Annotated in this window: 23 protein-coding genes and 2 pseudogenes; 9 read left to right on the plus strand and 16 right to left on the minus strand. The window is 72.1% G+C overall.

Features of this window, described 5'->3' with window-relative positions:
- Positions 1-37: 37 nt before the first annotated feature.
- Both LJ657_RS25330 and LJ657_RS25335 read right to left on the minus strand, forming a co-directional pair.
- Positions 38-574, minus strand: coding sequence for a bacterial proteasome activator family protein (locus LJ657_RS25330; RefSeq protein WP_232651050.1), 537 nt, complete (start codon positions 572-574; stop codon positions 38-40).
- Between the two features lie 120 nt (positions 575-694).
- A pseudogene (locus LJ657_RS25335) lies at positions 695-974 on the minus strand (PadR family transcriptional regulator); the annotation flags it as partial.
- Positions 975-1541: 567 nt separating this feature from the next.
- On the opposite strand from LJ657_RS25335, the gene LJ657_RS25340 reads away from it, so the two are divergent.
- The gene (locus LJ657_RS25340) at positions 1542-1694 is read left to right on the plus strand and encodes a hypothetical protein (protein WP_232651051.1); all 153 of its coding nucleotides are present in this window, start codon (positions 1542-1544) and stop codon (positions 1692-1694) included.
- A gap of 86 nt (positions 1695-1780) precedes the next feature.
- Here LJ657_RS25340 and LJ657_RS25345 read toward each other — a convergent pair whose 3' ends face one another.
- From LJ657_RS25345 to pdhA, 7 genes and pseudogenes are all read right to left on the minus strand, one after another.
- Positions 1781-2761: an NAD(P)H-quinone oxidoreductase gene (locus LJ657_RS25345; RefSeq protein ID WP_232651052.1), complete on the minus strand. Its 981-nt coding sequence runs from the start codon at positions 2759-2761 to the stop codon at positions 1781-1783.
- A gap of 64 nt (positions 2762-2825) precedes the next feature.
- A pseudogene (locus LJ657_RS25350) lies at positions 2826-3782 on the minus strand (potassium channel family protein).
- Positions 3779-5146, minus strand: coding sequence for a molybdopterin molybdotransferase MoeA (locus tag LJ657_RS25355; RefSeq protein ID WP_232651053.1), 1368 nt, complete (start codon positions 5144-5146; stop codon positions 3779-3781). Before LJ657_RS25355 ends, LJ657_RS25350 begins: the two are co-directional and overlap by 4 nt.
- Entirely contained in the window at positions 5143-6078 is a 936-nt protein-coding gene (locus LJ657_RS25360; RefSeq protein WP_232651054.1) for an NTP transferase domain-containing protein, read from the minus strand. The genes LJ657_RS25355 and LJ657_RS25360 overlap by 4 nt, the downstream gene beginning before the upstream one ends.
- Before the next feature lie 94 nt (positions 6079-6172).
- Positions 6173-7471 (minus strand): dihydrolipoamide acetyltransferase family protein, encoded by a 1299-nt coding sequence (locus tag LJ657_RS25365; protein WP_232651055.1) that lies wholly within the window; start codon positions 7469-7471, stop codon positions 6173-6175.
- Positions 7471-8475 carry an alpha-ketoacid dehydrogenase subunit beta gene (locus LJ657_RS25370; RefSeq protein ID WP_232651056.1) on the minus strand — a complete coding sequence of 335 codons (1005 nt, stop codon included), beginning with the start codon at positions 8473-8475 and terminating at the stop codon, positions 7471-7473. Before LJ657_RS25370 ends, LJ657_RS25365 begins: the two co-directional genes overlap by 1 nt.
- A complete protein-coding gene (gene pdhA / locus LJ657_RS25375) occupies positions 8475-9608 on the minus strand; it encodes a pyruvate dehydrogenase (acetyl-transferring) E1 component subunit alpha (protein WP_232651057.1) in 1134 nt (377 codons plus the stop codon). The genes LJ657_RS25370 and pdhA overlap by 1 nt, the downstream gene beginning before the upstream one ends.
- Before the next feature lie 189 nt (positions 9609-9797).
- Here pdhA and LJ657_RS25380 point away from each other — a divergent pair, with 189 nt between their 5' ends.
- On the plus strand, positions 9798-10283 hold the full coding sequence (locus LJ657_RS25380) for an Lrp/AsnC family transcriptional regulator (protein WP_232651183.1): 486 nt from the start codon (positions 9798-9800) through the stop codon (positions 10281-10283).
- Positions 10284-10298: 15 nt separating this feature from the next.
- On the opposite strand, the gene LJ657_RS25385 is transcribed toward LJ657_RS25380, so the two are convergent.
- Together LJ657_RS25385 and LJ657_RS25390 are read right to left on the minus strand one after the other, a co-directional pair.
- Positions 10299-10889 carry a TetR/AcrR family transcriptional regulator gene (locus tag LJ657_RS25385; RefSeq protein WP_232651058.1) on the minus strand — a complete coding sequence of 197 codons (591 nt, stop codon included), beginning with the start codon at positions 10887-10889 and terminating at the stop codon, positions 10299-10301.
- Complete coding sequence (locus LJ657_RS25390; protein WP_232651059.1) at positions 10886-12403, minus strand: 3-hydroxyacyl-CoA dehydrogenase; 1518 nt, start codon at positions 12401-12403, stop codon at positions 10886-10888. The genes LJ657_RS25385 and LJ657_RS25390 overlap by 4 nt, the downstream gene beginning before the upstream one ends.
- Before the next feature lie 159 nt (positions 12404-12562).
- Between LJ657_RS25390 and paaN the strand changes: the two genes are divergently transcribed.
- Positions 12563-14254 carry a phenylacetic acid degradation protein PaaN gene (gene paaN / locus LJ657_RS25395; protein WP_232651060.1) on the plus strand — a complete coding sequence of 564 codons (1692 nt, stop codon included), beginning with the start codon at positions 12563-12565 and terminating at the stop codon, positions 14252-14254.
- A gap of 6 nt (positions 14255-14260) precedes the next feature.
- Here the strand turns inward: paaN and LJ657_RS25400 are convergent, their stop codons facing one another.
- From LJ657_RS25400 to LJ657_RS25410, 3 genes are all read right to left on the minus strand, one after another.
- Positions 14261-15025, minus strand: a complete 765-nt coding sequence (locus LJ657_RS25400) for a TrmH family RNA methyltransferase (protein ID WP_232651061.1) — start codon at positions 15023-15025, stop codon at positions 14261-14263.
- A 68-nt stretch (positions 15026-15093) separates the two neighbouring features.
- Complete coding sequence (locus LJ657_RS25405; protein ID WP_232651062.1) at positions 15094-16308, minus strand: HTTM domain-containing protein; 1215 nt, start codon at positions 16306-16308, stop codon at positions 15094-15096.
- On the minus strand, positions 16305-17237 hold the full coding sequence (locus LJ657_RS25410) for a DUF5819 family protein (protein WP_232651063.1): 933 nt from the start codon (positions 17235-17237) through the stop codon (positions 16305-16307). The genes LJ657_RS25405 and LJ657_RS25410 overlap by 4 nt, the downstream gene beginning before the upstream one ends.
- A gap of 306 nt (positions 17238-17543) precedes the next feature.
- Here LJ657_RS25410 and paaA point away from each other — a divergent pair, with 306 nt between their 5' ends.
- From paaA to LJ657_RS25440, 6 genes are all read left to right on the plus strand, one after another.
- Entirely contained in the window at positions 17544-18566 is a 1023-nt protein-coding gene (paaA, locus tag LJ657_RS25415) for a 1,2-phenylacetyl-CoA epoxidase subunit PaaA (protein ID WP_232651064.1), read from the plus strand.
- Complete coding sequence (paaB, locus tag LJ657_RS25420; RefSeq protein ID WP_057606276.1) at positions 18563-18850, plus strand: 1,2-phenylacetyl-CoA epoxidase subunit PaaB; 288 nt, start codon at positions 18563-18565, stop codon at positions 18848-18850. The genes paaA and paaB overlap by 4 nt, the downstream gene beginning before the upstream one ends.
- Positions 18847-19566, plus strand: coding sequence for a 1,2-phenylacetyl-CoA epoxidase subunit PaaC (gene paaC, locus LJ657_RS25425; protein ID WP_232651065.1), 720 nt, complete (start codon positions 18847-18849; stop codon positions 19564-19566). The genes paaB and paaC overlap by 4 nt, the downstream gene beginning before the upstream one ends.
- Positions 19563-20078, plus strand: coding sequence for a 1,2-phenylacetyl-CoA epoxidase subunit PaaD (paaD, locus tag LJ657_RS25430; protein WP_372487970.1), 516 nt, complete (start codon positions 19563-19565; stop codon positions 20076-20078). The genes paaC and paaD overlap by 4 nt, the downstream gene beginning before the upstream one ends.
- Positions 20078-21139 (plus strand): 2Fe-2S iron-sulfur cluster-binding protein, encoded by a 1062-nt coding sequence (locus tag LJ657_RS25435; protein ID WP_232651067.1) that lies wholly within the window; start codon positions 20078-20080, stop codon positions 21137-21139. Before paaD ends, LJ657_RS25435 begins: the two co-directional genes overlap by 1 nt.
- Positions 21140-21244: 105 nt before the next feature.
- Positions 21245-22390 (plus strand): acyl-CoA dehydrogenase family protein, encoded by a 1146-nt coding sequence (locus tag LJ657_RS25440; protein WP_232651068.1) that lies wholly within the window; start codon positions 21245-21247, stop codon positions 22388-22390.
- 19 nt (positions 22391-22409) lie between these two features.
- Here the strand turns inward: LJ657_RS25440 and LJ657_RS25445 are convergent, their stop codons facing one another.
- Together LJ657_RS25445 and LJ657_RS25450 are read right to left on the minus strand one after the other, a co-directional pair.
- Entirely contained in the window at positions 22410-22739 is a 330-nt protein-coding gene (locus tag LJ657_RS25445; protein ID WP_232651184.1) for a rhodanese-like domain-containing protein, read from the minus strand.
- A gap of 72 nt (positions 22740-22811) precedes the next feature.
- The gene (locus tag LJ657_RS25450) at positions 22812-23657 is read right to left on the minus strand and encodes a J domain-containing protein (RefSeq protein WP_372487966.1); all 846 of its coding nucleotides are present in this window, start codon (positions 23655-23657) and stop codon (positions 22812-22814) included.
- Positions 23658-23674 lie beyond the last annotated feature (17 nt).

Below are 23674 nucleotides of genomic sequence, written 5' to 3' on the forward strand. Positions count from 1 at the left end.
TTCCCTTGCGTCTGCGTCGCTACAGGCCGTCCGCGGGCTACAGGTACGGGCCGCCCGAGCGGCCGGCCGTGTGGCCTTCCTCACCCATCTCGTGCCCGATGCCCGGCGGCAGCGCGCGCCGCATCTGCTCCAGCTGGGCCCGCGCGGCCATCTGCTGGGCGAACAGCGTGGTCTGGATGCCGTGGAAGAGGCCCTCCAGCCAGCCCACCAACTGGGCCTGCGCGATGCGCAGTTCGGCGTCGCTGGGCGTGCCCTCGTCCGTGAAGGGCAGGGAGAGCCGCTCCAGCTCCTCGACCAGCTCCGGCGCCAGCCCGTCCTCCAGCTCCTTCACCGAACTGCGGTGGATCTCCTTGAGCCGGGCCCGGCTCGCCTCGTCCAGGGGAGCGACGCGCACCTCCTCCAGGAGCTGCTTGATCATGCTGCCGATCCGCATCACCTTGGCCGGCTGCTCGACCTGCTCCGTCACCGGAATCTCGCGGGAGTCGTCGTCTCCACCGCCGATCGCCATTCCGTCCTGGCCCACGACCAGGATCTGGGGATTCTCCGGCGACCTGTCGTTCCTCGGCATCTCCATGTCGCCATTCTCTCGCACGTGTGCATCTCATCACCGTGGTGCCCCCTGTGGAGAGTGATCCACCGTTTGGGGTGCGGGAGATTTCCCTACAGGGCGGGAGTTTCCGTCCTGAGCCGCCATATGCCCGCGCTGCGCCTCGACGACCTCCCGGACGTCGACACCGGGCGCCCCGACCGCCGACACCAGCTTGATCGCCGGCTCCGCGCGCGGCGGAGGGGCCCGCTGCTCGGGACGTGCGAACCAGGCCCGCGCTCGACCCGGCCCGTCTCCGTCAGCGCGTACAGCACCCGGCCGGCCTCGTCCTCGCCGTCCTGGTCCTGCTGCGCGCCTCGAACTCGGTGCACAGCCGGGAGCCGTGGCGGGGTCCGTCTTCGAGGAGCGCAGGCAGCCCGTGGCCCATCGACCTACCCGGATTGTGCAGCGGGTTCGGACTTTTGGCGGAACCCGGAATGCCGGAAGTACCCGCCAATGTGACGCTTGGGGCGTGACTCCATGGCTGCGTGCTTTGCAGGGGGCCGGACTGGTGGTGGGGGTGGGGACGGGCGTACTCGTGTTCCCGTGCGGGGGCGGGTCGTCCTACGGCGCCGTTGCGTCGTACGGGGGTGTATGGACGCACGGGAGTGTTTCGACGCACGGGCCCGTATCGACGCATGGGTCCCTCTCGACGCATGGGCCCGTATCGGCGCTCGACCCTGGACGCAGGCCCGTTGAGGGAGCACCCGCGGCTCCTTCTCACGCTGCCTCCGCGTCTTCCTCCGCGTCTTCCTCCGCGTCTTCCTCCCTCTCTCCCGAGCCGTCTCGTGCGGGGAGCCGGGCGGGTGAGGGCCGGGAGCGGCCGGGGCGACGGGAGACGGCGGCGGACGAGTCCACGGGCGACTCCTCGGACGAGGGGAGCGAGGGCACCGCCTCCCGGGAGGCGGACGCGGGGCAGGCCGCCTCGGCCTCGCCGCCCGCGGAGGCCGGCCTGGTGCCCTCCCAGCCCGCGCAGCGCCCAGCGCAGCAGGCCGCCCAGCAGCCCGCCGAGCCCGTCCTGCGGATCCTGCCGCTGGGCAGCGGACTGGTCCTGATCGGGCTCGGCCTGGGACTGGCCTTCATCGGCCTGCGGATGCGGCGGGCATAGGGGACGCCGCAGATCCAGGGCACGAGAGGAATCCAGGGCGCGAGAGGAATCCAGGGCACGAGAGGAACTCGGGGCACGAGAGGAACTCAGGGCACGACCAGCAGCACCTTGCCCACGTGTCCGCTCTCCTCGACGACCCGGTGGGCCGCCGCCGCGTCGTCCATCGGGAGCTCGCGGTCGACGACGGGCCGGACGTGGCCGGCGTCGAGCAGCGGCCACACATGCTCGCGTACGGCCGCGACGATCGCGGCCTTCTCGGTGAGCGGGCGGGCGCGCAGCGAGGTCGCGCTGATGGCGGCCCGCTTGCCCAGGAGCGCGGCGATGTTCAGCTCTCCCTTGATGCCGCCCTGCATGCCGATGATCGCCAGACGGCCGTTGACGGCGAGGGTCTGGACGTTGCGGTCGAGGTACTTGGCGCCCATGTTGTCGAGGATGACGTCGGCACCCGCGCCGTCCGTGGCCTTCTTGACCTCGGCGACGAAGTCCTGCTCCCGGTAGTTGATCAGGATGTCGGCGCCCAGCTCGGCGCACTGCTCCAGCTTCTCCCGGGTGCCGGCCGTGACGGCGACCTTGGCGCCGACTGCCTTGGCGAGCTGGATCGCCATGGTGCCGATGCCGCTGGAGCCGCCGTGCACGAGCAGCGTCTCACCGGGGCGCAGGTGGGCGATCATGAAGACGTTGGACCAGACCGTGCAGACCACCTCCGGGAGCGCGGCCGCCTTCTTGAGGTCGACGCCCTTGGGGACAGGCAGCAGCTGGCCGGCCGGGATCGCGACCTTCTCGGCGTAGCCGCCGCCCGAGAGCAGCGCGCACACCTCGTCGCCGACGGTCCAGCCGGAGACTCCGGGACCGAGCGCGGCGACCCGGCCGGAACACTCCAGGCCGGGGTAGGGCGACGCTCCGGGCGGCGGGTCGTAGAAGCCCTGCCGTTGCAGGATGTCGGCGCGGTTGACGGCGCCGGCCACCACCTCGACCAGGACCTCGCCCTCGCCGGCCACCGGATCCGGGACCTCGTCCCACACCAGCGCCTCGGGCCCACCAGGTTCGGGAATCGTGATCGCATGCATGAAGGGGACGCTACTCCCTGCCGTCTTCGGGCCGGTCACGGTGCGGCTCCGCAACCTCAGGTGATCACTCCTGGGGCAGGGGCCGGACGCGGGGTGCGACCTGTGCGCCCGGCGACGCCCGCACGATGGTGATCAGCCGGTCCGTCAACTGCAGTGTCCCGACCGGCCGGATCGTCGTATCCGAGCACCCGGTGCCCGCGTACGACGCTCACGACCAGGTCCTCGGTCTCCCGCGGAGCCCCGCCCACCTCGGCCTTCAGCACGGTCCGCTCGATCATGTCGAGCCCGCTGCCCTGCTGGATGAGGTCCTCCATGACCATGCCGGCCGCCGGGCTGAGCACGGACAGGCCGAGCAGGCGGCCGGCGGCGCTGGTGATGATGATGATCTGCCGTGCTCGGTGCACCTCGGCCCGCTTCAGCACGTCGCTGCGTGTCGCGTCTCCGACAACGCCCGCGTAGCCCTCGGCCGTCGCGGCGTCGACCACCTTGGAACTGGGGTCGACCACGACGACCTGCTCCTTCTTCAGCCCCGTCGCACACACGGTCTGGATCGCCGAGCGCCCTTCGTCCCGAAGCCGACGACGACGGTGTGGTCGCGCAAGGTGGACCTCCAGCGGTTCAGACGCTATTCGACCCGGGTGCGTTCGGTGAGGACCTCGAGCGTGGTGCCGACCAGGATGATCAGGAAGAGCACACGCAGCGGCGTGACGACGAAGATGTTGGTGAGCCGGGCGGCGTCGCTGACCGGGGTGATGTCGCCGTATCCGGTGGTGGAGAGGGTGACGGTCGCGTAGTAGAAGGCGTCGAGGAGGCCGACCGAGCTGTCGGAGTTGTCGTGGTAGCCGTCGTGGTCGGCGTAGACGATCAGGGCGGTGGCGACCAGCACCGCCAGGGCCAGTAACACCCGTTTGGCCACCTGGCGGATGGGCCGGTCGACCACCTTCCTCGGCAGTCTCACGCGATGGGTCACGAGACGTTCGTCCGCCTGGCGGGCGATCGCGTCATGGCCCGGAAGTTTCACGTGAAACACACCCCGATTCCGGCGGACGCCCAGGGCAGGTCGAGGAGTTCCAGCTCCTGACCCGGCCGGGCGCCGCCCGGTGGTACGACGGCGAGGGCGTCGGCCGCCGCGATGCCGCGCAGCATGGCCGGACCGTTGTAGTGCAGCGGCACGGCGCTGTCGCCGCGCAGCACCACGGGGACGAGCCGGGTGTCGTACGGATGCCCGTGTGCACCGTCCTGGACGGGCAGGGTGTACGGCTCCGGGGCGGGGCGTGCGGCGAGCGTGCGCAGCAGCGGCTCGGCGAGGGTGAGCAGGCCGGAGACGGCGGCCAGGGGGTTGCCGGGCAGGCCGACGAGGTGCTGGTTCTCCTTGGTGCGGGCCAGCAGCATCGGGTGGCCGGGGCGCACCTTCACTCCGTCCACGAGGAGCTCGGCGCCGATGCGCCGCAGGGTGGGGTGGACGTGGTCGACGGGGCCGGAGGCGGTGCCGCCGGTGGTGACGATCAGGTCGGCCTCGGAGCCGGTGATGGCCTTGCGCAGGGCCTTTGCGTCGTCGCCGAGCCTTCGAACGGAGGTCACTTCGGCGCCCAGGGCCCGCAGCCAGGGAGGCAGCATCGGGCCGAGGGCGTCCCGGATCAGGCCGTCGTGCGGTCGCCCCTCGGTGAGCAACTCGTCGCCCAGGACGAGGACCTGGACGCGGGGGCGGGGGACGGCGGTGACGGTGTCGTAGCCCGCGGCCGCGGCGAGGCCGAGTACGGCGGGGGTCACCAGGGCGCCGACGGGGAGCAGCTGGTCGCCGGTGCGGCACTCCTGGCCGCGGGGGCGGATGTCCTGGCCGTGCTGCACGTCGCGGGTGGCGTGCAGGCGGCCCTTGTCGTCGGTGCGGCCGTGTTCGCTGCGGATCACCGCGGTGGTGTCCGGGGGGATGCGGGCGCCGGTGGCGATACGGACGGCCTCGCCGTCGGTGAGGGCTCCGGGCTCGCCATGTCCGGCCAGGACACCCTCGTCCCGTACGTCCCAGGGGCCGGGTCCCGCGACCGCCCAGCCGTCCATCGCCGAGGTGTCGAAGGAGGGCAGGTCGGTGAGGGCGGTGAGGGGGGCGGCGAGGGTGAGGCCGAGGGAGGCTTCGAGGGGGGCGGAGAGGAGGGGCCGGCGGGCGCCGGACCGGGCGGCGCGGGCGGCGATCGCCCGGGCCTCTGGCCAGGCGGTTGCCCGGTGGTGGGCATCGGGCTTGTGCGGCCCCGCGTGGGAGGCAGCCTGCGGGGCGGGCTCGGCCGCGGAGTCGCCGGGGGTGCGGTGGTCGGGTTCCTTCACCAGGGCGAGCACCTCCTCGACGTCGAGGTCCTCGACGTCCTCGCCGGTCCGGGCGGAGCGGGCGGTCATCCGGCGTCCGGGCGGGCGTCGGGGCCGAGGTCGGGCTTGGCGGCGGCCTCGTCCGTTGCGTCGGCCTCTGCGGCCCAGCGCTGGGCGAGAGCCACCGCCTTGCGGGTGGCTTCGGCGACGGCTTCGGGGCCTCCGCCGGCCTGGGCGGCCGCGTAGCCGACGAGGAAGGTGGTCAGCGGTGCCGCCGGCCTGGCCACCCCGTGGGCGGCGTCGCGGGCGAGGTCGAGCAGGACGCCGGTGTCGACGTCGAGGTCGATGCCCAGCTCGTCCTTGGCTGCGGAAATCCATTCATCCAACACGTGCCCATGCTCCCTGATGCGTGCCCTGGCGGTGGCGATGTCGTCCCAGGTGTCGCAGTCGAAGGAGGCGACGGGGTCCGGGACGCGGGTGAGATGGAGGGCGGCGGTCAGCCGGCGCAGCGGCAGCCCGGTGAGGCTGCCGTGCTCGGTGGCGAGCGCGGCCAGTTCGCGGCGCAGCGCGTGCGTGCGGTAGGCGGCGACGAGGGGCTGGTCGCGGCCGTCGGCGTCGGTGAGCAGGACGCCGTCGGCTTGGCTCGCGTGCAGCGCGCTCAGCAGCCGCAGCACGGTGGCCGCCCCGAGGAACGGCAGGTCGGCGGAGAGCACGACGGTCTGCTCGGACGTCGTGTGGTGCAGCCCGGCGCCGAGTGCGGCGAGGGGGCCCGCGCCGGGCGGGTCCTCGCGGGCCCACCGCACGGGCCGGGCGGTGGGCCGGGAGTCGGCGACGACGACGGTGGTGCGGGCGTCGGCGCATGCGGTCAGCACCCGGTCGAGCAGCGCCCGGCCGCCGACGTGCACGCCGGGCTTGTCGGCGCCGCCGAGCCGCCGGGCGGCGCCCCCGGCGAGCACGACGGCGTCGTACGCGTCGTACGCCGGGGCGGCGCCGGGGTCGTCGGCGGGCTCGTGCGTGGTCATCCCCCGAGTATGCGTGCCGTCGCGATCACAGGGAATGTACGGGCGTCACACGGAACGTATGGGCGTCACGCGGAACGTGCGGGCGTCCTCACCGTCAGAGCGTGCGCAGCAGGACGGCCGGCTGTTCCACGCAGTCGGCCACGTACCGCAGGAAGCCGCCTGCCGTGCCGCCGTCGCACACCCGGTGGTCGAAGGTGAGCGAGAGCTGGACGACCTGCCGCACAGCGAGCTCGCCTTCGTGCACCCACGGCTTGGGGACGATGCGGCCGACGCCGAGCATGGCCGCCTCGGGGTGGTTGATGATCGGCGTGGACCCGTCGACGCCGAAGACGCCGTAGTTGTTCAGGGTGAAGGTGGAACCGGTGAGTTCCCCGGGGGTGAGGCTGCCCGTGCGGGCCGCCTCGGTCAGCCGGGCGAACTCCGCGGTGAGCGCCTCGGCGTCGCGCGCGTGTGCGTCCCGTACGACCGGGACGACGAGGCCCCGCTCGGTCTGCGCGGCGAAGCCGAGGTGTACGTGGTCGAGCTGGACGACCTCCCTGGCCTCCATGTCGACCGTGGAGTTGAGCTCAGGGAACCGGGCGAGGGCGGCCGTGCAGATGCGGGCCAGCAGGGCTACGAGGGAGATCTTCGGCCCGCCCGAGGCGTTCATTGCGGCACGCGCGCGCATGAGCTCGGTCGCGTCGGCGTCCACCCAGCAGGTCGCGTCCGGTATCTCTCGGCGGCTGCGGGAGAGCTTGTCGGCGACCGCACCGCGGATGCCCTTGAGGGGGATGCGGAGGGCGGTTCCCGCGGCGGAGGTCGGCGCGGGCGCCTGGGGCGTGGCAGTCGGCTCGGCTGTCCGCCCCTGCGCCTCGGCGGCACGCAGCGCGTACTCGACGTCCGCCCGCAGGATCAGCCCGTCGGGGCCGGAGCCCGTCATCTCCTTCAGATCCAGGCCGTTCTGCCGGGCGAGCCTGCGCACCAGCGGCGAGATCACGGGGACGGGGCCGTCCGCCGTCTCTCGTGTGCCGGAGCTTCCGTTCGCCTCCCGGGGCGCGGATGGCGCCGTCTGTCCCGGCCGTACCCTCCGGCGTCGCGCGGGTGCCTCCGAAGTGCCGTATCCCACCAGCACGTTGCCCGAGCCCTCGGTTTCGGCTCCGGAGGCCGTCGGTCCCACCGCGACGGTCAGCAGGGGTGCGCCGACGGGCAGTTCGGTGCCCTCCTCGCCGAAGCGGGCGGTGATCACACCGCCGTAGGGGCAGGGCACATCGACGAGCGCCTTGGCCGTCTCGACCTCGACGACCGGCTGGTCGACGGCGACGACGTCGCCGACCTCCACCAGCCAGCGGACGATCTCCGCCTCGGTGAGTCCCTCCCCGAGGTCGGGGAGCTTGAACTCCAACACCTGTGCCATCAGCTCTCGGCCTCCCACTGCAGACGCCCCACGGCATCCAGGATCCGGTCCACGCCGGGCAGGTGGTGGCGCTCCAGCATGGGCGGCGGGTAGGGGATGTCGAACCCGGCCACGCGCAGCACCGGTGCCTCCAGGTGGTGGAAGCAGCGCTCCGTGACACGGGCCGCGATCTCCCCGCCCGGGCCGCCGAACCCGCCCGACTCGTGTACGACGACCGCGCGCCCGGTCCGCCGTACCGAGGCGCAGACCGTCTCGTCGTCGAACGGCACCAGGGAGCGCAGGTCGACGACTTCGAGGTCCCAGCCCTCGGCCCGCGCGGCCTCGGCGGCTTCGAGGCAGACGGGCACCGACGGCCCGTAGGTGACGAGCGTGGCGCTCCCGCCGGAGCGCCGCACCATCGCGCGGCCTATCGGTTCAACGTCCATCGGGTGCTCCGGGTTCCAGGAGTCCTTGGACCAGTACAGGCGCTTGGGTTCGAGGAAGACGACCGGGTCGTCGGAGGCGATGGCGGCGCGCAGCAGTCCGTAGGCGTCGGCGACGGTGGCGGGCGTGACGACATGGAGCCCCGGAGTCGCCATGTAGTACGCCTCGGAGGAGTCGCTGTGGTGCTCGACGCCGCCGATGCCGCCGCCGTAGGGGACGCGGATGGTGAGCGGGAGGGGCATCGCGCCGCGGGTACGGTTGCGCATCCGGGACACGTGCGAGATCAGCTGCTCGAACGCCGGGTAGGCGAACGCGTCGAACTGCATCTCCACGACCGGGCGCAGGCCGTACATCGCCATGCCCACCGCGGTGCCGAGGATGCCCGCCTCGGCGAGCGGGGTGTCCGTGCAGCGGTCCTCGCCGAACTCCTTGGCGAGGCCGTCGGTGACGCGGAAGACCCCGCCGAGGGTGCCGACATCCTCGCCCATGACGTGCACGGTGGGGTCGGCGGCCATGGCGTCGCGCAGCGCGCGCGTGAGCGCCTGCGCCATAGTGGCCGGCTTGAGGGCGACGGTGGTCATCAGTGCCCGCCTTCCTGTTCCGCGTGCAGCTCGGCCTGCAACTGGGCGCGCTGTTCGCGCAGTTGCCCGGTGGGCTCGGCGTACACGTGGGCGAACAGGTCCATCGGGTCGAGGACCGGGTCCTGGTTCATGCGTTCGCGCAGGTCGGCGGCCATGGTCTCGGCGGCGTCGCGGGCGGCGCGGATGGCGTCGTCGTCGAGCAGGCCGCGCTCGGTCAGTTCGTGCTCCAGGAGCGCGATGGGGTCGTGCGCGCGCCAGGCCGCTACCTCGGCGTCGCCGCGGTAGCGGGTCGCGTCGTCGGCGTTGGTGTGGGCGTCGACGCGGTAGGTGATCGCCTCGATCAGCGTGGGGCCGCCGCCCTCGCGCGCACTGCGCACGGCATCGGTGAGGACCTCGTGCACGGCGGCCGCGTCGTTGCCGTCGACCAGGCGGCCGGGCATGCCGTAGCCGACGGCCTTGTGGGCCAGCGACGGCGCCGCGGTCTGCTTGGCGAGCGGGACGGAGATCGCGAAGCCGTTGTTCTGGACGAGGAAGACGACCGGGGCCCGCCAGACGGCGGCGAAGTTCAGTGCCTCGTGGAAGTCGCCCTCGCTGGAGCCGCCGTCACCGACCATGGCGAGCGCGACCACGTCGTCGCCCTTGAGGCGGGCGGCGTGCGCGAGGCCGACGGCGTGCGGGAGCTGGGTGGCGAGGGGGGTGCACAGGGGGGCCACGCGGTGTTCGTGCGGGTCGTAGCCGGTGTGCCAGTCGCCGCGCAGGAGGGTGAGCGCCTGGACGGGGTCCAGGCCGCGGGCGACGGCGGCGAGCGTGTCGCGGTAGCTGGGGAAGAGCCAGTCGCGCTCCTTGAGGGCGAGCGCGGCGGCGACCTGGCAGGCCTCCTGGCCGGTGCTGGAGGGGTAGACGGCGAGGCGGCCCTGCTTGGTGAGCGCGGTCGCCTGCACGTTGTACCTGCGGCCACGGACCAGTTCGGCGTACAGGCGGCGCAGCAGGGCCGGGTCGGCCTTCGCGGCGGCCTCGGTGCCGAGGACGCGATAGGGCTCCGCGTCGGGCAGCAGGGGCGCGGGGTCCGTGCGGGGCTGCCAGGCGGGGGGCGGCGATGGCCGATACCCGCCCCGCTGCTCCATGACCGTCATGACGGCACCTCCTCGTGGGAGCGGCTTCAGGCGCGCCACGGGTGTGATGCGCCTCACCTACCGATTGTTCGGTCGTCGGCACATTTTGGCTACAGGCACCTTCAGGCTGTGGACAAACGGTTCTCCACAACCTGAAATGAACGCAGTACGTCCATGGTAGGGAGGCGGGGGGACATGGCACCTGAACAAATGGCCGAAGGGCCGGAAGGCGGGAGTCCCCTGCCGTCGGCGCGGCCCCTCGACTCCATCGATCTGGACATCCTCCAGATGCTCCAGGCGGACGGCCGCGCATCCATAAGATCGGTCGCGGAACGGGTGCATGTCTCACGTGCCAACGCCTACGCGCGGATCAACCGCCTCATCGAGGACGGTGTCATCCGCGGCTTCGGGGCCCGCGTCAACCACGAGCGCGCGGGTCAGGGCACCTCGGCGTACATCACCCTGAAGATCGTCCAGAACTCCTGGCGCACAGTGCGCGAGCAGCTCAGACAGCTGCCCGGTGCCTCCCACATCGCCCTGGTGGGCGGCGATTTCGACGTGCTGCTGCTGGTGCACACACCGGACAACAAGGCGCTGCGCGAGCTGGTGCTGACCCGGCTGCAGGCGATGCCCGAGGTGCTCAGCACGCGCACGCTGCTGGTGTTCGAGGAGGAAGACCTGGAGCCGCAGGGCTGAGCCCCGCGAGGCATCTCAGGCCTCCTTGCGGAGCCCACTGAAGACCAACTGCACGACAGCGTCGCCCACTTCGCGCTCGCTCATGCCCCGTCCGTCGGGCCGGTACCACTCGACGATCGAGTTGATCATCCCGAAGACGAGCCTGGTCGCGAGCCGCACCTCCACGTCACCGCGCACGTCCCCGTCGGCGACCGCCGCCTTGAGCAGCTCGGCCACCTGGTGGTCGAAGTCGCGGCGCCGCTCCAGGGCCCACCGCTCGGTGCCCGTGTTGCCGCGCACCCGCAGCAGCAGCGTCACGTACGGAAGTTCGCCGATCAGCACCTCGACCATGCGCCGCACGACGTACTCGAGGCGCTCGGCGGCGTGCCCCACGCGCGCGTGCTCCTCGTCGAGAATCCCGAAGAGCCCGTCGAGCGCCCGGCTGACGGCCCGGCGCAGCAGCTCCTCCTTGCCGGCCACGTGGTGGTAGATCGACGACTTGGAGATGCCCGCCGCCTTGGAGAGGTGCTCCATGGAGGTGCCGTCGTAGCCGCGCTCGTTGAAGACCTGGACGGCGACGGACAGCAGCGTCTCCGGGGTGTACGTGTCGCGCTTGGCGGTGGTCATGACTGACTGCCCTCCCGCTTGTCGGAGGCGTACGCGTGCCGGTACAGCGCCAGGGACGGCGCGTAGCGGCCGGAGGGGTCGCGCAGGTGCAGGTCGTCCAGGAGGGCGTAGGCCCAGTTCCGGCCGAGTTTGCGGCTCCACTCGAAGGGGCCCAGCGGGTAGTTGACGCCCAGACGCATCGCCGTGTCGATGTCCTCCTCGGTGGCCACGCCCTTGGCGACGGCATCGTGCGCGAGGTCGATGATCCGGGCGACCGTGCGGGCGACGATCATGCCGGGGACGTCACCGATGACGCTGACGTCCTTGCCGAGCGCCTGGAAGAGGCCGATGGCCTCGGCGAGGGTCCCCGGCGAGGTGTCCTGGGAGGCGGACAGGGCGATACGGGTGGCCCGGCGGTAGTCGAGGGCGAGGTCGAAGTAGACGACGTCGCGGAACTCGACCGAGGTCTGGCCGTCGGCGAGCGCCAGCTGGCCGCCGCTCGGCAGCACCAGGCGGGTGCCGTGGTCCTCTTCCTCCTCGCGCACGGCGATGCCCGCCTCGCGGATCAGCGCGAGCAGCTCGGAGGCGGGGCCCAGGTCGCCCTCGACGACGACGTACGCGGGCTGCTGTGCGGGCTCCGCGGTGTGCGGCTCGGAGGGCTCGGCGCCGTCCCCGTACTCGTACCAGCCCTGTCCGCTCTTGCGGCCGAGCCGGCCCGACTCGACCAGGCGCTGCTGGGCGAGTGAGGGCGTGAAGCGCACGTCCTGGAAGAAGGACCGCCACACGGAGAGGGTGACGGACTCGTTGACGTCCTGCCCGATGAGGTCGGTCAGCTCGAAGGCGCCCATCCTGAAGCCGCCCGACTCGCGCAGGACCGCGTCGATGGTGGCGGGGTCGGCGCCCTGCGCCTCGTACACGGCGAAGGCCTCGGCGTAGAAGGGCCGGGCGATGCGGTTGACGATGAAGCCGGGGGTGTCGGCACAGGCGACCGGCTTCTTGCCCCAGGCGCGCGCCATCTCGTACGCGCGCGTGGCCGACGAGACGTCGGTGGCGAACCCGGAGACGACCTCGACGAGGGGGAGCAGCGGCGCGGGGTTGAAGAAGTGCAGGCCGACGAAGCGGCCGGGGTTGCGCAGGGCACCGCCGATGGCGGTGACGGACAGCGAGGAGGTGTTGGTCGCGAGCAGACAGTCCTCGCCGACGATGTCCTCCAGCTCGCGGAACAGGGCCTGTTTGGCGTCCAGCTGCTCCAGGACGGCCTCCATGACCAGGGAGCAGTCCGCGAGGTCGGAGAGGCTCTCGGCGGGCAGCAGACGCTCGCGTGCCGCATCCCGGTCGGCGGCCGTGAGCCGGTTCTTCTCGACGAGCCGGTCGAGGCGGGCGCCGATCGCCGCGGCCGCTCCCCGGGCGCGCCCGTCAGCGGCGTCGTAGAGCCTGACGCGATGGCCTGCGACCAGCGCGACCTGGGCGATGCCCTGGCCCATGGTGCCGGTGCCGACGACGGCCACGGGGCTGCTGAGGTCGAGTGCTGTCATGTGCGCGATCCTCCCGCACGGCGTTTTCCACAGATGCGGCAGGCCCCCTTGTCCCGACCGATCGTTCGGTTACTCTAACTCTGACCGGCTGTTCCTGCCCATGTTTCTGCCAGGTCATGAGCTCGACGAAGAGTTCTCAAGACGAGGAGTTGGTCCCGCATGGCCGCCGAACTGACCACCCGCGAGCTGATCGCCAAGCACCGGCCCACCCTCGACCAGGCGCTGGAAGCGATCCGCACGCGCGCGTACTGGTCCCCGCACCCCGAACACCCCAAGGCGTACGGCGAGAACGGCAGCCTGGACATGGCGGCGGGCAAGGCCGCCTTCGACGCCCTCCTGGGCACCCGCCTCGACCTCGGCCAGCCCGGCACGGACGACTGGGTGGGCGCCGAGGTCTCCCCGTACGGCATCGAGCTGGGCGTGACCTACCCGCACGCGGACGTCGACGAGCTGCTGCCCGCCATGAAGGCCGGCCAGCGCGCGTGGCGCGACGCCGGCGCGGAGACGCGCGCGGTGGTGTGCCTGGAGATCCTCAAGCGGATCAGCGACCGGACACACGAGTTCGCGCACGCGGTCATGCACACCTCCGGCCAGGCGTTCATGATGGCGTTCCAGGCGGGCGGCCCGCACGCCCAGGACCGCGGCCTGGAGGCGGTGGCGTACGCGTATGTGGAGCAGGTCCGCACCCCCGACACCGCGGAGTGGACCAAGCCCCAGGGCAAGCGCGACCCGCTGGCGCTCAACAAGCAGTTCACGGCGGTCCCGCGCGGTATCGCCCTGCTGATCGGCTGCAACACCTTCCCGACGTGGAACGGCTACCCGGGCCTGTTCGCGTCCCTCGCCACCGGCAACGCGGTCCTGGTGAAGCCCCACCCGCGCGCGGTGCTGCCCCTCGCGCTCACCGTGCAGGTCGCGCGCCAGGTCCTCGCCGAGGCCGGCTTCGACCCGAACCTGGTGGCACTGGCCGCCGAGCGGCCCGGCGAGGGCATCGCGAAGACGCTGGCCACGCGCCCGGAGATCCGGATCATCGACTACACGGGCTCGACGGCGTTCGGCGACTGGCTGGAGGCCAACGCCCGCCAGGCGCAGGTCTACACGGAGAAGGCCGGCGTCAACACGGTCCTCGTGGACTCGGCCGCGAACTACAAGGGCATGCTCTCCAACCTGGCGTTCTCGCTCTCCCTGTACAGCGGCCAGATGTGCACGACCCCGCAGAACCTGCTGATCCCCCGGGACGGAATCCGCACCGACGAGGGCCCCAAGACCTTCGACGAGGTGGTCGCCGACCTCGCCCGCTCGGTCGACGGCCTCCTCGGCGACGACGCGCGCGCGAACGCTCTGCTCGGCGCGATCGTCAACCCGGACGTCAAGGCACGCCTGGAGGCGGCCGCCGGTCTCGGCGAAGTCGCCCTGGCGTCAAGGGAGATCAGCAACCCCGAGTTCCCGGACGCGGTCGTGCGCACGCCCGTGATCGTGAAGCTGGACGGCGCCAAGCCGGACGACGAGGCCGCATACATGAGCGAGTGCTTCGGCCCGGTCTCCTTCGCCGTCGCGGTCGACTCGGCGGCGGACGCGGCGGAGCTGCTGCGCCGCACGATCCGCGAGAAGGGCGCGATGACGGTCGGCGCTTACACGACCGACGAGGAGGTCGAGCAGGCGGTCCAGGAGGTCTGCCTGGAGGAGGCCGCGCAGCTGTCTCTGAACCTCACGGGCGGGGTGTACGTCAACCAGACGGCCGCGTTCTCGGACTTCCACGGGTCCGGGGGCAACCCGGCGGCCAACTCGGCATTGTGTGATGGGGCGTTCGTCGCCAATCGGTTCCGGGTGGTCGAGGTGCGCAAGGAGGCCTAGGCGGACCTAGGAGCTGGTCGCGCCCCCTGTGGCGCTCCAGTGGTACAGCGTCATGGCCACACTGGTGGCGAGGTTGTAGCTGGAGACCTGGGGGCGCATCGGCAGCGACAGCAGGTGGTCGGTACGCGCGCGCAGTACGGCGGACAGGCCGCTGCGCTCGGAGCCGAACGCGAGGACGGCGTCGTCAGGGAGCTTGACGCCCCGGATGTCGTCGCCCTCCGGGTCGAGGGCGAACAGCGGGCCCGCGGGCAGCTCGTCGACGGCGAGCCGTTCCACGGCGGTCGCGAAGTGCAGTCCCGCGCCGCCGCGCACGACCGTGGGGTGCCACGGGTCGAGCGTGCCGGTGGTGACCACGCCGGTCGCACCGAACCCGGCGGCCAGACGGATCACGGCACCCGCGTTGCCGAGGTTGCGCGGGTTGTCGAGGACCACCACGGGTGCGGTGCGGGGGGCGTGCGCGAGCTTCTCCAGATGGGCCGCGCGGGACGGTCGTACGGCCAGGGCAGCGACGGCGGTGGGATGGGGGCGCGGCACCAGGCTCAGGTACACCCGCTCCGGCACCTCGGTGAGAAGTTCGGCCAGCGTGTCCCGCACGTCGGGGGCGAGCTCGTCGGCGAGGGCGAGCGCCGCCCGCCGGTCGGCGGTGACCGCCACCGGGACCTCGGCTCCGAAGCGGACGGCGTGCTTGAGGGCGTGGAAACCGTCGAGCAGCACGCAGCCGGCGGCGAGCCGGCGCCAGGCAGTCACGGGGTCGGGGGTGGGGGCGGTCATGGCGTGCAGCCTACGTGCGCGGGAGACCAGGGCTCACGCGCCGGAGCGGGTGTGCAGGTGCTCAGGGCTCACGCCGTGGAACTCACCTGCGTGGGTTCTGGGCTCTCCGGGGCGCGCGGCACGGCCGGCGTCGAACGGCCGCCGCGGGCGAGGACGCGGCCACGCGCGCGTGCCGCCCAGCCGCCGATCCTGTGCAGCAGCGACGTCGGCAGGAAGACCGCGTCCGTCGCGATCATCGCCAGCGAGAAGAACGGCAGGCCGAGCACGACGGCGATCACGGCGTGCTCGGTCATCATGGCCGCCAGCAGGACGTTCTTGACCCGCCGGTTGAACAGCGTGAACGGGAAGGCGACCTGCACGATGACCGTCCCGTACGTCACGAGCATCACCATCGTGCCGCTGGACGACAGCAGGTCGGCGAGCCCGGGCCAGGGCGAGAAGTAGTCGAGGTGGAGGGGGTAGTAGACCGCGGTGCCGTCCTGCCAGCGCGAGCCCTGGATCTTGTACCAGCCGGCCGTCGCGTAGATCAGACAGGCCTCGGTCATGATCACGAACAGGGCGCCGTTGTGCACGATGTTGGCGACGACGTCCAGCAGGATCCTGGGCTCCCCGCTCTTCGCCCGGCGCCCGGCCAGCCACCACAGGGCCTGCGCGAGCCAGACGCCCCAAAGGATCACGGGCACGGTCCAGTCGGCACCGCCGAACCGCCCGCCGAAGGTCACCGCGACCAGCGCGACCCCGAGGACGGCCCACAGAGCCGGGCCCACCCGGTCGGAAACGAGCTGTCCACGCGCGCGTGCCCGGCGCGCGCGCTCTGCCCGGCGCGCGTCCAGCGACCAGACCTGGCCGCAGCGCGTGAACACGAGGTACACGGACATCAGGTGCAGGACGTTGTCGCCGCCGTCCCCCATGAAGACGCTGCGGTTCTGCAGCGAGAGCACACCGATCATGAACAGCACGGACATGGTGCGGGTGCGCCAGCCGAGCAGCAGCAGGAAGCTCGACAGGGCGGCGAGCGCGTACACGAACTCGAACCAGCCCCGGCCATCCGACCACATCAGGGCCGTGAAGGCACTGTTGGAAGCGATCAGCTGCTGGGCGAGGTCCCAGCTCCAGGGGCTGCCGGGCCCGTACAGCTCCTCACGATGGGGAATCTCGCGGAGCAGGAACAGCAGCCAGGTCGCGCTGAAGCCGATCCGGATCACGGCGCTCTGGTAGGGGCCGAGCGCCGATTCCGTGATGCGGGCGATGGCGGAGGAGACCGACAGGGCGAAGCGGTTCACCGGGCGCCTCCGTCGGTGTCGGCGGCCGTGACCGGCCACCAGGGCAGCACGCGGTCCATGGGTTTGTCCGAGATCTTCTCGGTGCTCCACTTCGGCGGGGGCACGTTGGTGGTGCGGGAACGGACCTGGACCTGATCGATGGTCCCGCCCTTGCCGGCCGCGTCGTCGCGACCCAGGCGGAGCACCACTATGCGCCGCAGATACGTCTCGGAGAGGGCACCGCGCAGCCCCGCCGGACGGTTGTTGCCGTCGTGCGTGGCGACGAAGAAGTCCCAGGCCCGGCGCAGCTCGTTCTGCTCGGTGTGGCTGGGCAGCAGATTGCCGTCGATGGCCCGCCCGTCCTGGGCGGACAGGTCGTACCAGCCGGTGGTCCGCACCTCGCCGTTCTTCTCCTGCACCTCGGCGCGGACCTGGACGGCGATGTTCTGCTGCAGCGGGTCCGGCGCGAAGAGCTTCCAGTTCTGCTCGAACTCCGGGTAGATCCAGTCGTCGATCGCCCTGCCGTGCACCTTCGTCAGTGTGTTCGACGGCGCGACGTGCAGAAAGACCATGCCGACGTGCACACAGACGACGACGGCGACTACGGCGAGCGCCAGCGCGGCGCCGATCTGGTAGCGCAGGGAGAGGGCGGCCACACCGGTACGGGGGGCGGCGTACGAGCCGGGAGCGGGAGCGACCGGGAAGGCGGCAGCGCCGGGATCGAGTCCGGCGTCGACCGGTGGGGCGTCGTGCTGCGGATCGGCCGTCCGGGCCGGTCCGGCCGGCTCGGGCGGACTGTCCGGCTCGGGCAGGCTGTCCGGCTCGGGCGGGCTGTCCGGCACGGACGACGTGTCCAGGGCGGGCGAGCCGGCCGGCACGGGCGCGCCGCCCGGCCTGCCCGGCCCGTCCGGCCCGTGCCGGGCATCCGAGTCTGTGCCGTACACGTCCATTCCGCCCCGTCTCCCGATCCCGGTCCGTCTTACGGCCCCCCGGCCGCGGGGCGCCGTACCGCCTGTGCGCACCGCGCCACCGCACTCGCACGGGCACGGTACTCAGGCCCGGCCGCGCGGCACAGCCCCTGTCGGGCCGACCCCGCCGCGGCCTACGCAGAGGTCGCCCGGTTTGTCCACAGGACACGCCCGCAAGTTATCCACAGCGGTTGACACCTTACGGCGCTCGTCCCACCATGGAATCGCACGAACCGAACGATCGGTCGGGAGCCAGCTCCGGACAGGGCCCAGGTCGAGGGGGACCGCATGGCGACAGCAGCCGCGCACCAGGCGTACGGCACCACGGAAGACACCGCCGACACCGGTGCGTACGAGCGAGCCTTCGACGCCGCCGTGGCCGCCGACGAGCGCATAGAGCCGCGCGACTGGATGCCCGACGCCTATCGCGCGACGCTGGTCCGGCAGATGGCGCAGCACGCCCATTCCGAGATCATCGGCATGCAGCCGGAGGCCAACTGGATCACCCGCGCACCCTCCCTGCGCCGCAAGGCGATCCTGATGGCCAAGGTGCAGGACGAGGCCGGACACGGGCTCTATCTGTACAGCGCGGCCGAGACCCTCGGCACCAGCCGCGACGAGCTGCTGGACAAGCTCCACTCCGGCCGCCAGAAGTACTCCTCGATCTTCAACTACCCGACGCTGACCTGGGCGGACGTCGGCGCGATCGGCTGGCTGGTGGACGGCGCCGCGATCACCAACCAGGTCCCGCTGTGCCGCTGCTCCTACGGACCGTACGCACGCGCGATGGTCCGCATCTGCAAGGAGGAGTCCTTCCACCAGCGCCAGGGGTACGAGCTGCTGCTGGCCCTCGGTCGCGGCACCCCGGAACAGCACGCGATGGCGCAGGACGCGGTGAACCGCTGGTGGTGGCCGTCCCTGATGATGTTCGGTCCGCCCGACGACGAGTCGGCGCACTCCGCGCAGTCGATGACGTGGAAGATCAAGCGGCATTCGAACGACGAGCTGCGCCAGCGCTTCGTCGACATCTGCGTCCCGCAGGCAGAGTCACTGGGCCTCACCCTCCCCGACCCGGACCTGAGGTGGAACGAGGAGCGGGGCCACTACGACTTCGGCCCAATCGACTGGACGGAGTTCAAGGAAGTCCTCAAGGGCAACGGCCCGTGCAACGAGCAGCGGCTCACCCAGCGCAGGCGCGCCCACGAAGAAGGCGCCTGGGTACGGGAGTCGGCCGCCGCCTACGCGGCCAGGCACACGAGCAGGACCGATGGGGCGAGCAAGCCCGGCGAGACAGGAGCGACGCGAGCATGACGAACACCGACTGGCCCCTGTGGGAGGTCTTCGTGCGCTCGCGCCGCGGCCTCTCGCACACCCACGCCGGCAGCCTGCACGCGCCGGACGCGGAGTTCGCCCTGCGCAACGCCCGCGACCTGTACACCCGACGCGGCGAGGGCGTCTCGATCTGGGTCGTCCCGTCGTCCGCGATCACCGCTTCCTCCCCGGACGAGAAGGACCCGTTCTTCGAACCGGCCGCCGACAAGCCGTACCGGCACCCGACGTTCTACGAGATCCCGGAGGGGGTGAAGCACCTGTGACGACGACAGTCTCTGCAACCGCCGCCCTCGCCCTCGGCGACGACGCCCTGGTGCTCTCGCACCGGCTCGGCGAATGGGCGGGCCACGCGCCCGTCCTGGAGGAGGAGGTCGCCCTCGCCAACATCGCGCTGGACCTGCTGGGCCAGGCCCGCGTGCTGCTGTCCACGGCGGGCGACGAGGACGAGCTGGCATATCTGCGCGAGGAGCGCGCCTTCCGCAACCTCCAGCTGGTGGAACAGCCGAACGGCGACTTCGCCCACACCATCGCCCGCCAGCTCTACTTCTCCACCTACCAGCACCTGCTGTATGCCGGACTTGCCGCCACGGACGGCCCTTTCGCAGACCTGGCCGCAAAGGCCGTCAAGGAGGTCGCCTACCACCGCGACCACGCCGAGCAGTGGACCCTGCGCCTCGGTGACGGGACGGAGACCGGCCACGAGCGCATGCAGCGCGCGTGCACGGCCCTGTGGCGGTTCACCGGCGAGATGTTCCAGCCGGTGGACGGACTGGACGTGGACCTGGCCGGGATGGAGACGGCCTGGCTGGAGTCCGTCCGGGCCGTGCTGCACCGGGCGACCCTGACGGTACCGGAGGGGCCGCGCACCGGGGCATGGTCGGCCGGCGCGGGCCGCCAGGGCGTGCACACCGAGTCCTTCGGCCGGATGCTCGCCGAGATGCAGCACCTGCACCGCAGCCACCCGGGGGCGTCATGGTGACGACGACCACCGCCCTGGAGTCGGCACTGCTCGAGATCGCCGGTTCGGTGCCCGACCCCGAGCTGCCCGTGCTCACCCTCCAGGAGCTGGGCGTCCTGCGCGCGGTGCATGTGCGCGGCGCAGAGTCGGTCGAGGTCGAGCTGACGCCGACATACACCGGCTGCCCGGCCATCGAGGCGATGTCCCTGGACATCGAGCGCGTACTGCACGCGCACGGCATGCGGGACGTCACCGTCCGCACGGTGCTGCGGCCCGCCTGGTCGACCGACGACATCACCGCCGAAGGGCGGCGCAAACTGCGGGAGTTCGGGATAGCGCCCCCACGCGTGCGAGAGGCGTCCGGACCGGTCCCCGTATCGCTGGGCCCGACCCGCACGCTGGAGCCGGTGCCCTGCCCGCACTGCGGCAGCACCGACACGGAGCTGCTCAGCCGCTTCTCCTCCACCGCCTGCAAGGCCCTGCGGCGCTGCCTGGCCTGCCGTGAACCCTTCGACCACTTCAAGGAGCTGTGATGGCCCGCTTCCACACGCTCCGGGTGGCGGCGGTCGACCGGCTCACCGACGACTCCGTGGCCCTCACCCTCACCGTGCCCCAGGAGCTGCGCGAGGAATACCGGCACGCCCCGGGCCAGCACCTCGCCCTGCGGCGCCTGGTCGACGGAGCGGAGATACGGCGCACGTACTCCATCTGCTCCCCGGCACCGGCCCCCGACGGCGCGGGCCCTCGCACCCTGCGGGTCGGCGTGCGGCTGGTCGAGGGCGGAGCCTTCTCGACCTACGCGCTCAAGGAGATCAACGTCGGCGACGAGCTGGAGGTGATGACCCCGGCCGGCCGCTTCACCCTCGACCCCGCGCCCGGCCTGTACGCGGCCGTCGTCGGCGGCAGCGGCATCACCCCGGTGCTGTCGATCGTCTCGACACTGCTGGCACGCGAGCCGGGGGCCCGGTTCTGTCTGATACGCGGCGACCGTACGGCCGCCTCGACGATGTTCCTGGACGAGGTCGCCGATCTGAAGGACCGGTATCCGGGGCGGCTGCAGCTGGTGACGGTGCTGTCCCGGGAGGAACAGCAGGCGGGGCTGCCGTCCGGGCGGCTCGACCAGGAGCGGCTGACCGGGCTGCTGCCGGCGCTGCTGCCGGTGGGGCAGGTGGCGGGATGGTTCCTGTGCGGGCCGTTCGGGCTGGTGCAAGGGGCCGAGCGGGCCCTGCGCGGCCTCGGTGTGGCGCGTACGCGCATCCACGAGGAGATCTTCCACGTGGAGGCGGCCGCCCCCATGCCCGCCGCGGCCGCCCCCGCGCACAGCACGGTCACCGCCCGGCTCGACGGCCGCGGCGGCACCTGGCCCGTGCAGGAGGGCGAGTCCCTGCTGGAGACGGTCCTGCGCAACCGGCCCGACGCGCCCTACGCCTGCAAGGGCGGGGTGTGCGGCACCTGCCGGGCCTTCCTGGTCACCGGCGAGGTGCGCATGGACCGCAACTTCGCGCTGGAACCGGAGGAGACGGAGGCGGGATACGTGCTGGCATGCCAGTCGCATCCGGTGACGGAGAAGGTGGAGCTGGACTTCGACCGCTGAAGCGAGAGCGGGGCGTTCCGGGTCGGCGGACCGTTCCCTTCTTCTAGAACTTGTTCTATCTTGACGGTCCGTCAGATCAGCGGACCCTCCGGAGGGACAAGGACCGTGGACTTCACCTTCACCGAGGAGCAGCAGGCGGCGGCCGAGGCGGCACGGGGTGTGTTCGCCGGGGTCGAGCCGGACACGGTGCCCAGCCCCTCCCTCGTCCCCGGCGCCGTCGCCGAGGACTTCGACCGCGCGCTGTGGACCAGGCTCGCGGAGGCGGACCTGCTGAGCCTGCTGCTGGACGCGGAGTTCGGCGGGGCGGGCCTGGACGCCATCGCGCTCTGCCTGGTGCTGCGGGAGTCGGCCAGGGTCCTGGCGCGTGTGCCGCTGCTGGAGACCAGTGCGGCCGCCGCGGCCGTACAGGCATACGGAGGCGAGGAGTTGAAGTCGGCGCTGCTCACCCGCGCGGGGCGGGGCGAGGCGGTGCTGACCGTCGCCGCGAACGGCCGTACCGGCCACGACCCGGCCGAACTCGCCGTGACCGCACGGCAGGAGGGCGCCGAGTGGGTCCTGGACGGGGTGCAGACCGCCGTGCCGTGGGCGCACACCGCGGACCTCGTCGTCGTGCCGGCCCATACGACCTCCGACACGACCTCCGACCGCACCCTCCTCGCCGTGGTCCCCCGCATCCACCAAGGCGTCGTTCTCGGCGAGCAGGTCTCCACCACGGGCGAGCGGCTCGGCGAACTGCGCCTGGATTCCGTACGGATCGCGGCCCGCGACGTCGTCGAAGCCGACGGCGCCTGGGAGTGGCTGCGCGAACTGCTGACCACAGGGACGTGCGCGCTGGCCCTGGGCCTCGGCGAACGGGTCCTCGCGATGACCAGTGAATACACCGGGAAACGGGAGCAGTTCGGATACCCCGTCGCCACCTTCCAGGCCGTCGCCGTGCAGGCCGCCGACCGTTACATCGACCTGCGCGCGATGGAGGCCACCCTGTGGCAGGCCGCGTGGCGGATCGCCTCGGGGGCACCCGGCGTACTGCCCGCCTCCGGTGACGTCGCCGTCGCCAAGATCTGGGCGTCGGAGGGCGTACGGCGGGTCGTGCAGACGGCACAGCATCTGCACGGCGGGTTCGGGGCGGACGTCGAGTACCCGCTGCACCGCTACCACGCCTGGGCCAAGCACCTGGAGCTGCAGCTGGGCCCGCCTGCGGCGCACGAGGAGGCCCTGGGCGACCTGCTGGCGGCACACCCGCTGGGCTGACCGCCGCGGCCGCCGCGAGCTACAGGACGAAGCCGGGCTGTCCCTCGTCCGTCACCACCGGACGGCCCACTGCCGCCCACACCTGCATGCCGCCGTCGACGTTCACGGCGTCGATGCCCTGCTGCACGAGGTACATCGCGACCTGCGCCGAGCGTCCGCCGGAGCGGCAGATCACGTTGACGCGGCCGTCCTGCGGCGCGGCCTCGGTCAGCTCGCCGTAGCGGGCGACGAAATCACTGATGGGGATGTGCAGTGCCCCTTCGGCGTGACCCGCCTGCCACTCGTCCGCCTCGCGGACGTCCAGCAGGAAGTCGCCGTCCTTGAGGTCCCCGACCTCGACCGTGGGCACACCAGCTCCGAAATGCATGCCTGAAACGCTACCCGACGCGGCCGGGCAGGGAACCGGCCCCCTGAGGGGGAACTAGCCGAGCAGCTCGGCCAGCTCCGCCTCACGCTGGGAGACATCGGCCAGGAGCTTCTCGGCGATTTCCTCCAGGAGCCGGTCGGGATCGTCCGGCGCCAGCCGGAGCATCGCCCCGATCGCGCTCTCCTCCAGTTCCTTGGCGACCAGCGAGAGCAGTTCCTTGCGCTGGGCGAGCCATTCGAGGCGGGCGTAGAGCTCCTCGCTGCGGCTCGGACCGCGCTCCTGGGGCGCCGGGCCCTTGGCCCACTCCTCGGCCAGCTCCCGCAGCAGAAGCTCGTCGCCGCGGGAGTAGGCCGCGTTGACCCGGGTGATGAACTCCTCGCGCCGCGCCCGCTCGGTGTCGTCCTGGGCCAGGTCGGGGTGGGCCTTGCGGGCCAGTTCGCGGTAGAGCTTGCGGGCCTCGTCACTGGGACGCACCCGCTGCGGGGGCCGCACGGGCTGGTCCGTGAGCATCGCCACGGCCTCCGGGAAGAGCCCCTCCCCGTCCATCCAGCCGTGGAACAGCTCCTCGACGCCGGGCATCGGCAGCACCCGGGCCCGGGCCTCGTCGGCCTTGCGGTGGTCCTCGGGGTCGCCGGTGCGGGCGGCCCGTGCCTCGGCGATCTGCGCGTCCAGTTCGTCGAGGCGGGCATACATCGGGCCGAGCTTCTGGTGGTGCAGCCGGGAGAAGTTCTCGACCTCCACGCGGAAGGTCTCGACAGCGATCTCGTACTCGATCAGCGCCTGCTCGGCGGCCCGCACGGCCCGCTCCAGCCGCTCCTCGGGACGCGGCGCACCGTCCTGGGGCGTCGCCTGCTCCTCGCCGGCGACACCACCACCCTGCTCAGCTTCCGGGCTCGTCACCCGACCAGCGTAGGCCA

Origin of the sequence: Streptomyces guryensis, from assembly GCF_021261325.1 — a bacterium.
GTDB classification, from domain to species: domain Bacteria; phylum Actinomycetota; class Actinomycetes; order Streptomycetales; family Streptomycetaceae; genus Streptomyces; species Streptomyces guryensis.

Coding starts and splice junctions, on each gene's coding strand:
- LJ657_RS25330 (WP_232651050.1), bottom strand. CDS start 574: ATGGAGATGCCGAGGAACGACAGGTCGCCGGAGAATCCCCAGATCCTG.
- LJ657_RS25345 (WP_232651052.1), bottom strand. CDS start 2,761: ATGCATGCGATCACGATTCCCGAACCTGGTGGGCCCGAGGCGCTGGTG.
- LJ657_RS25355 (WP_232651053.1), bottom strand. CDS start 5,146: ATGACCGCCCGCTCCGCCCGGACCGGCGAGGACGTCGAGGACCTCGAC.
- LJ657_RS25360 (WP_232651054.1), bottom strand. CDS start 6,078: ATGACCACGCACGAGCCCGCCGACGACCCCGGCGCCGCCCCGGCGTAC.
- LJ657_RS25365 (WP_232651055.1), bottom strand. CDS start 7,471: ATGGCACAGGTGTTGGAGTTCAAGCTCCCCGACCTCGGGGAGGGACTC.
- LJ657_RS25370 (WP_232651056.1), bottom strand. CDS start 8,475: ATGACCACCGTCGCCCTCAAGCCGGCCACTATGGCGCAGGCGCTCACG.
- pdhA (WP_232651057.1), bottom strand. CDS start 9,608: ATGACGGTCATGGAGCAGCGGGGCGGGTATCGGCCATCGCCGCCCCCC.
- LJ657_RS25380 (WP_232651183.1), top strand. CDS start 9,798: ATGGCCGAAGGGCCGGAAGGCGGGAGTCCCCTGCCGTCGGCGCGGCCC.
- LJ657_RS25385 (WP_232651058.1), bottom strand. CDS start 10,889: ATGACCACCGCCAAGCGCGACACGTACACCCCGGAGACGCTGCTGTCC.
- LJ657_RS25390 (WP_232651059.1), bottom strand. CDS start 12,403: ATGACAGCACTCGACCTCAGCAGCCCCGTGGCCGTCGTCGGCACCGGC.
- paaN (WP_232651060.1), top strand. CDS start 12,563: ATGGCCGCCGAACTGACCACCCGCGAGCTGATCGCCAAGCACCGGCCC.
- LJ657_RS25400 (WP_232651061.1), bottom strand. CDS start 15,025: ATGACCGCCCCCACCCCCGACCCCGTGACTGCCTGGCGCCGGCTCGCC.
- LJ657_RS25410 (WP_232651063.1), bottom strand. CDS start 17,237: ATGGACGTGTACGGCACAGACTCGGATGCCCGGCACGGGCCGGACGGG.
- paaA (WP_232651064.1), top strand. CDS start 17,544: ATGGCGACAGCAGCCGCGCACCAGGCGTACGGCACCACGGAAGACACC.
- paaB (WP_057606276.1), top strand. CDS start 18,563: ATGACGAACACCGACTGGCCCCTGTGGGAGGTCTTCGTGCGCTCGCGC.
- LJ657_RS25435 (WP_232651067.1), top strand. CDS start 20,078: ATGGCCCGCTTCCACACGCTCCGGGTGGCGGCGGTCGACCGGCTCACC.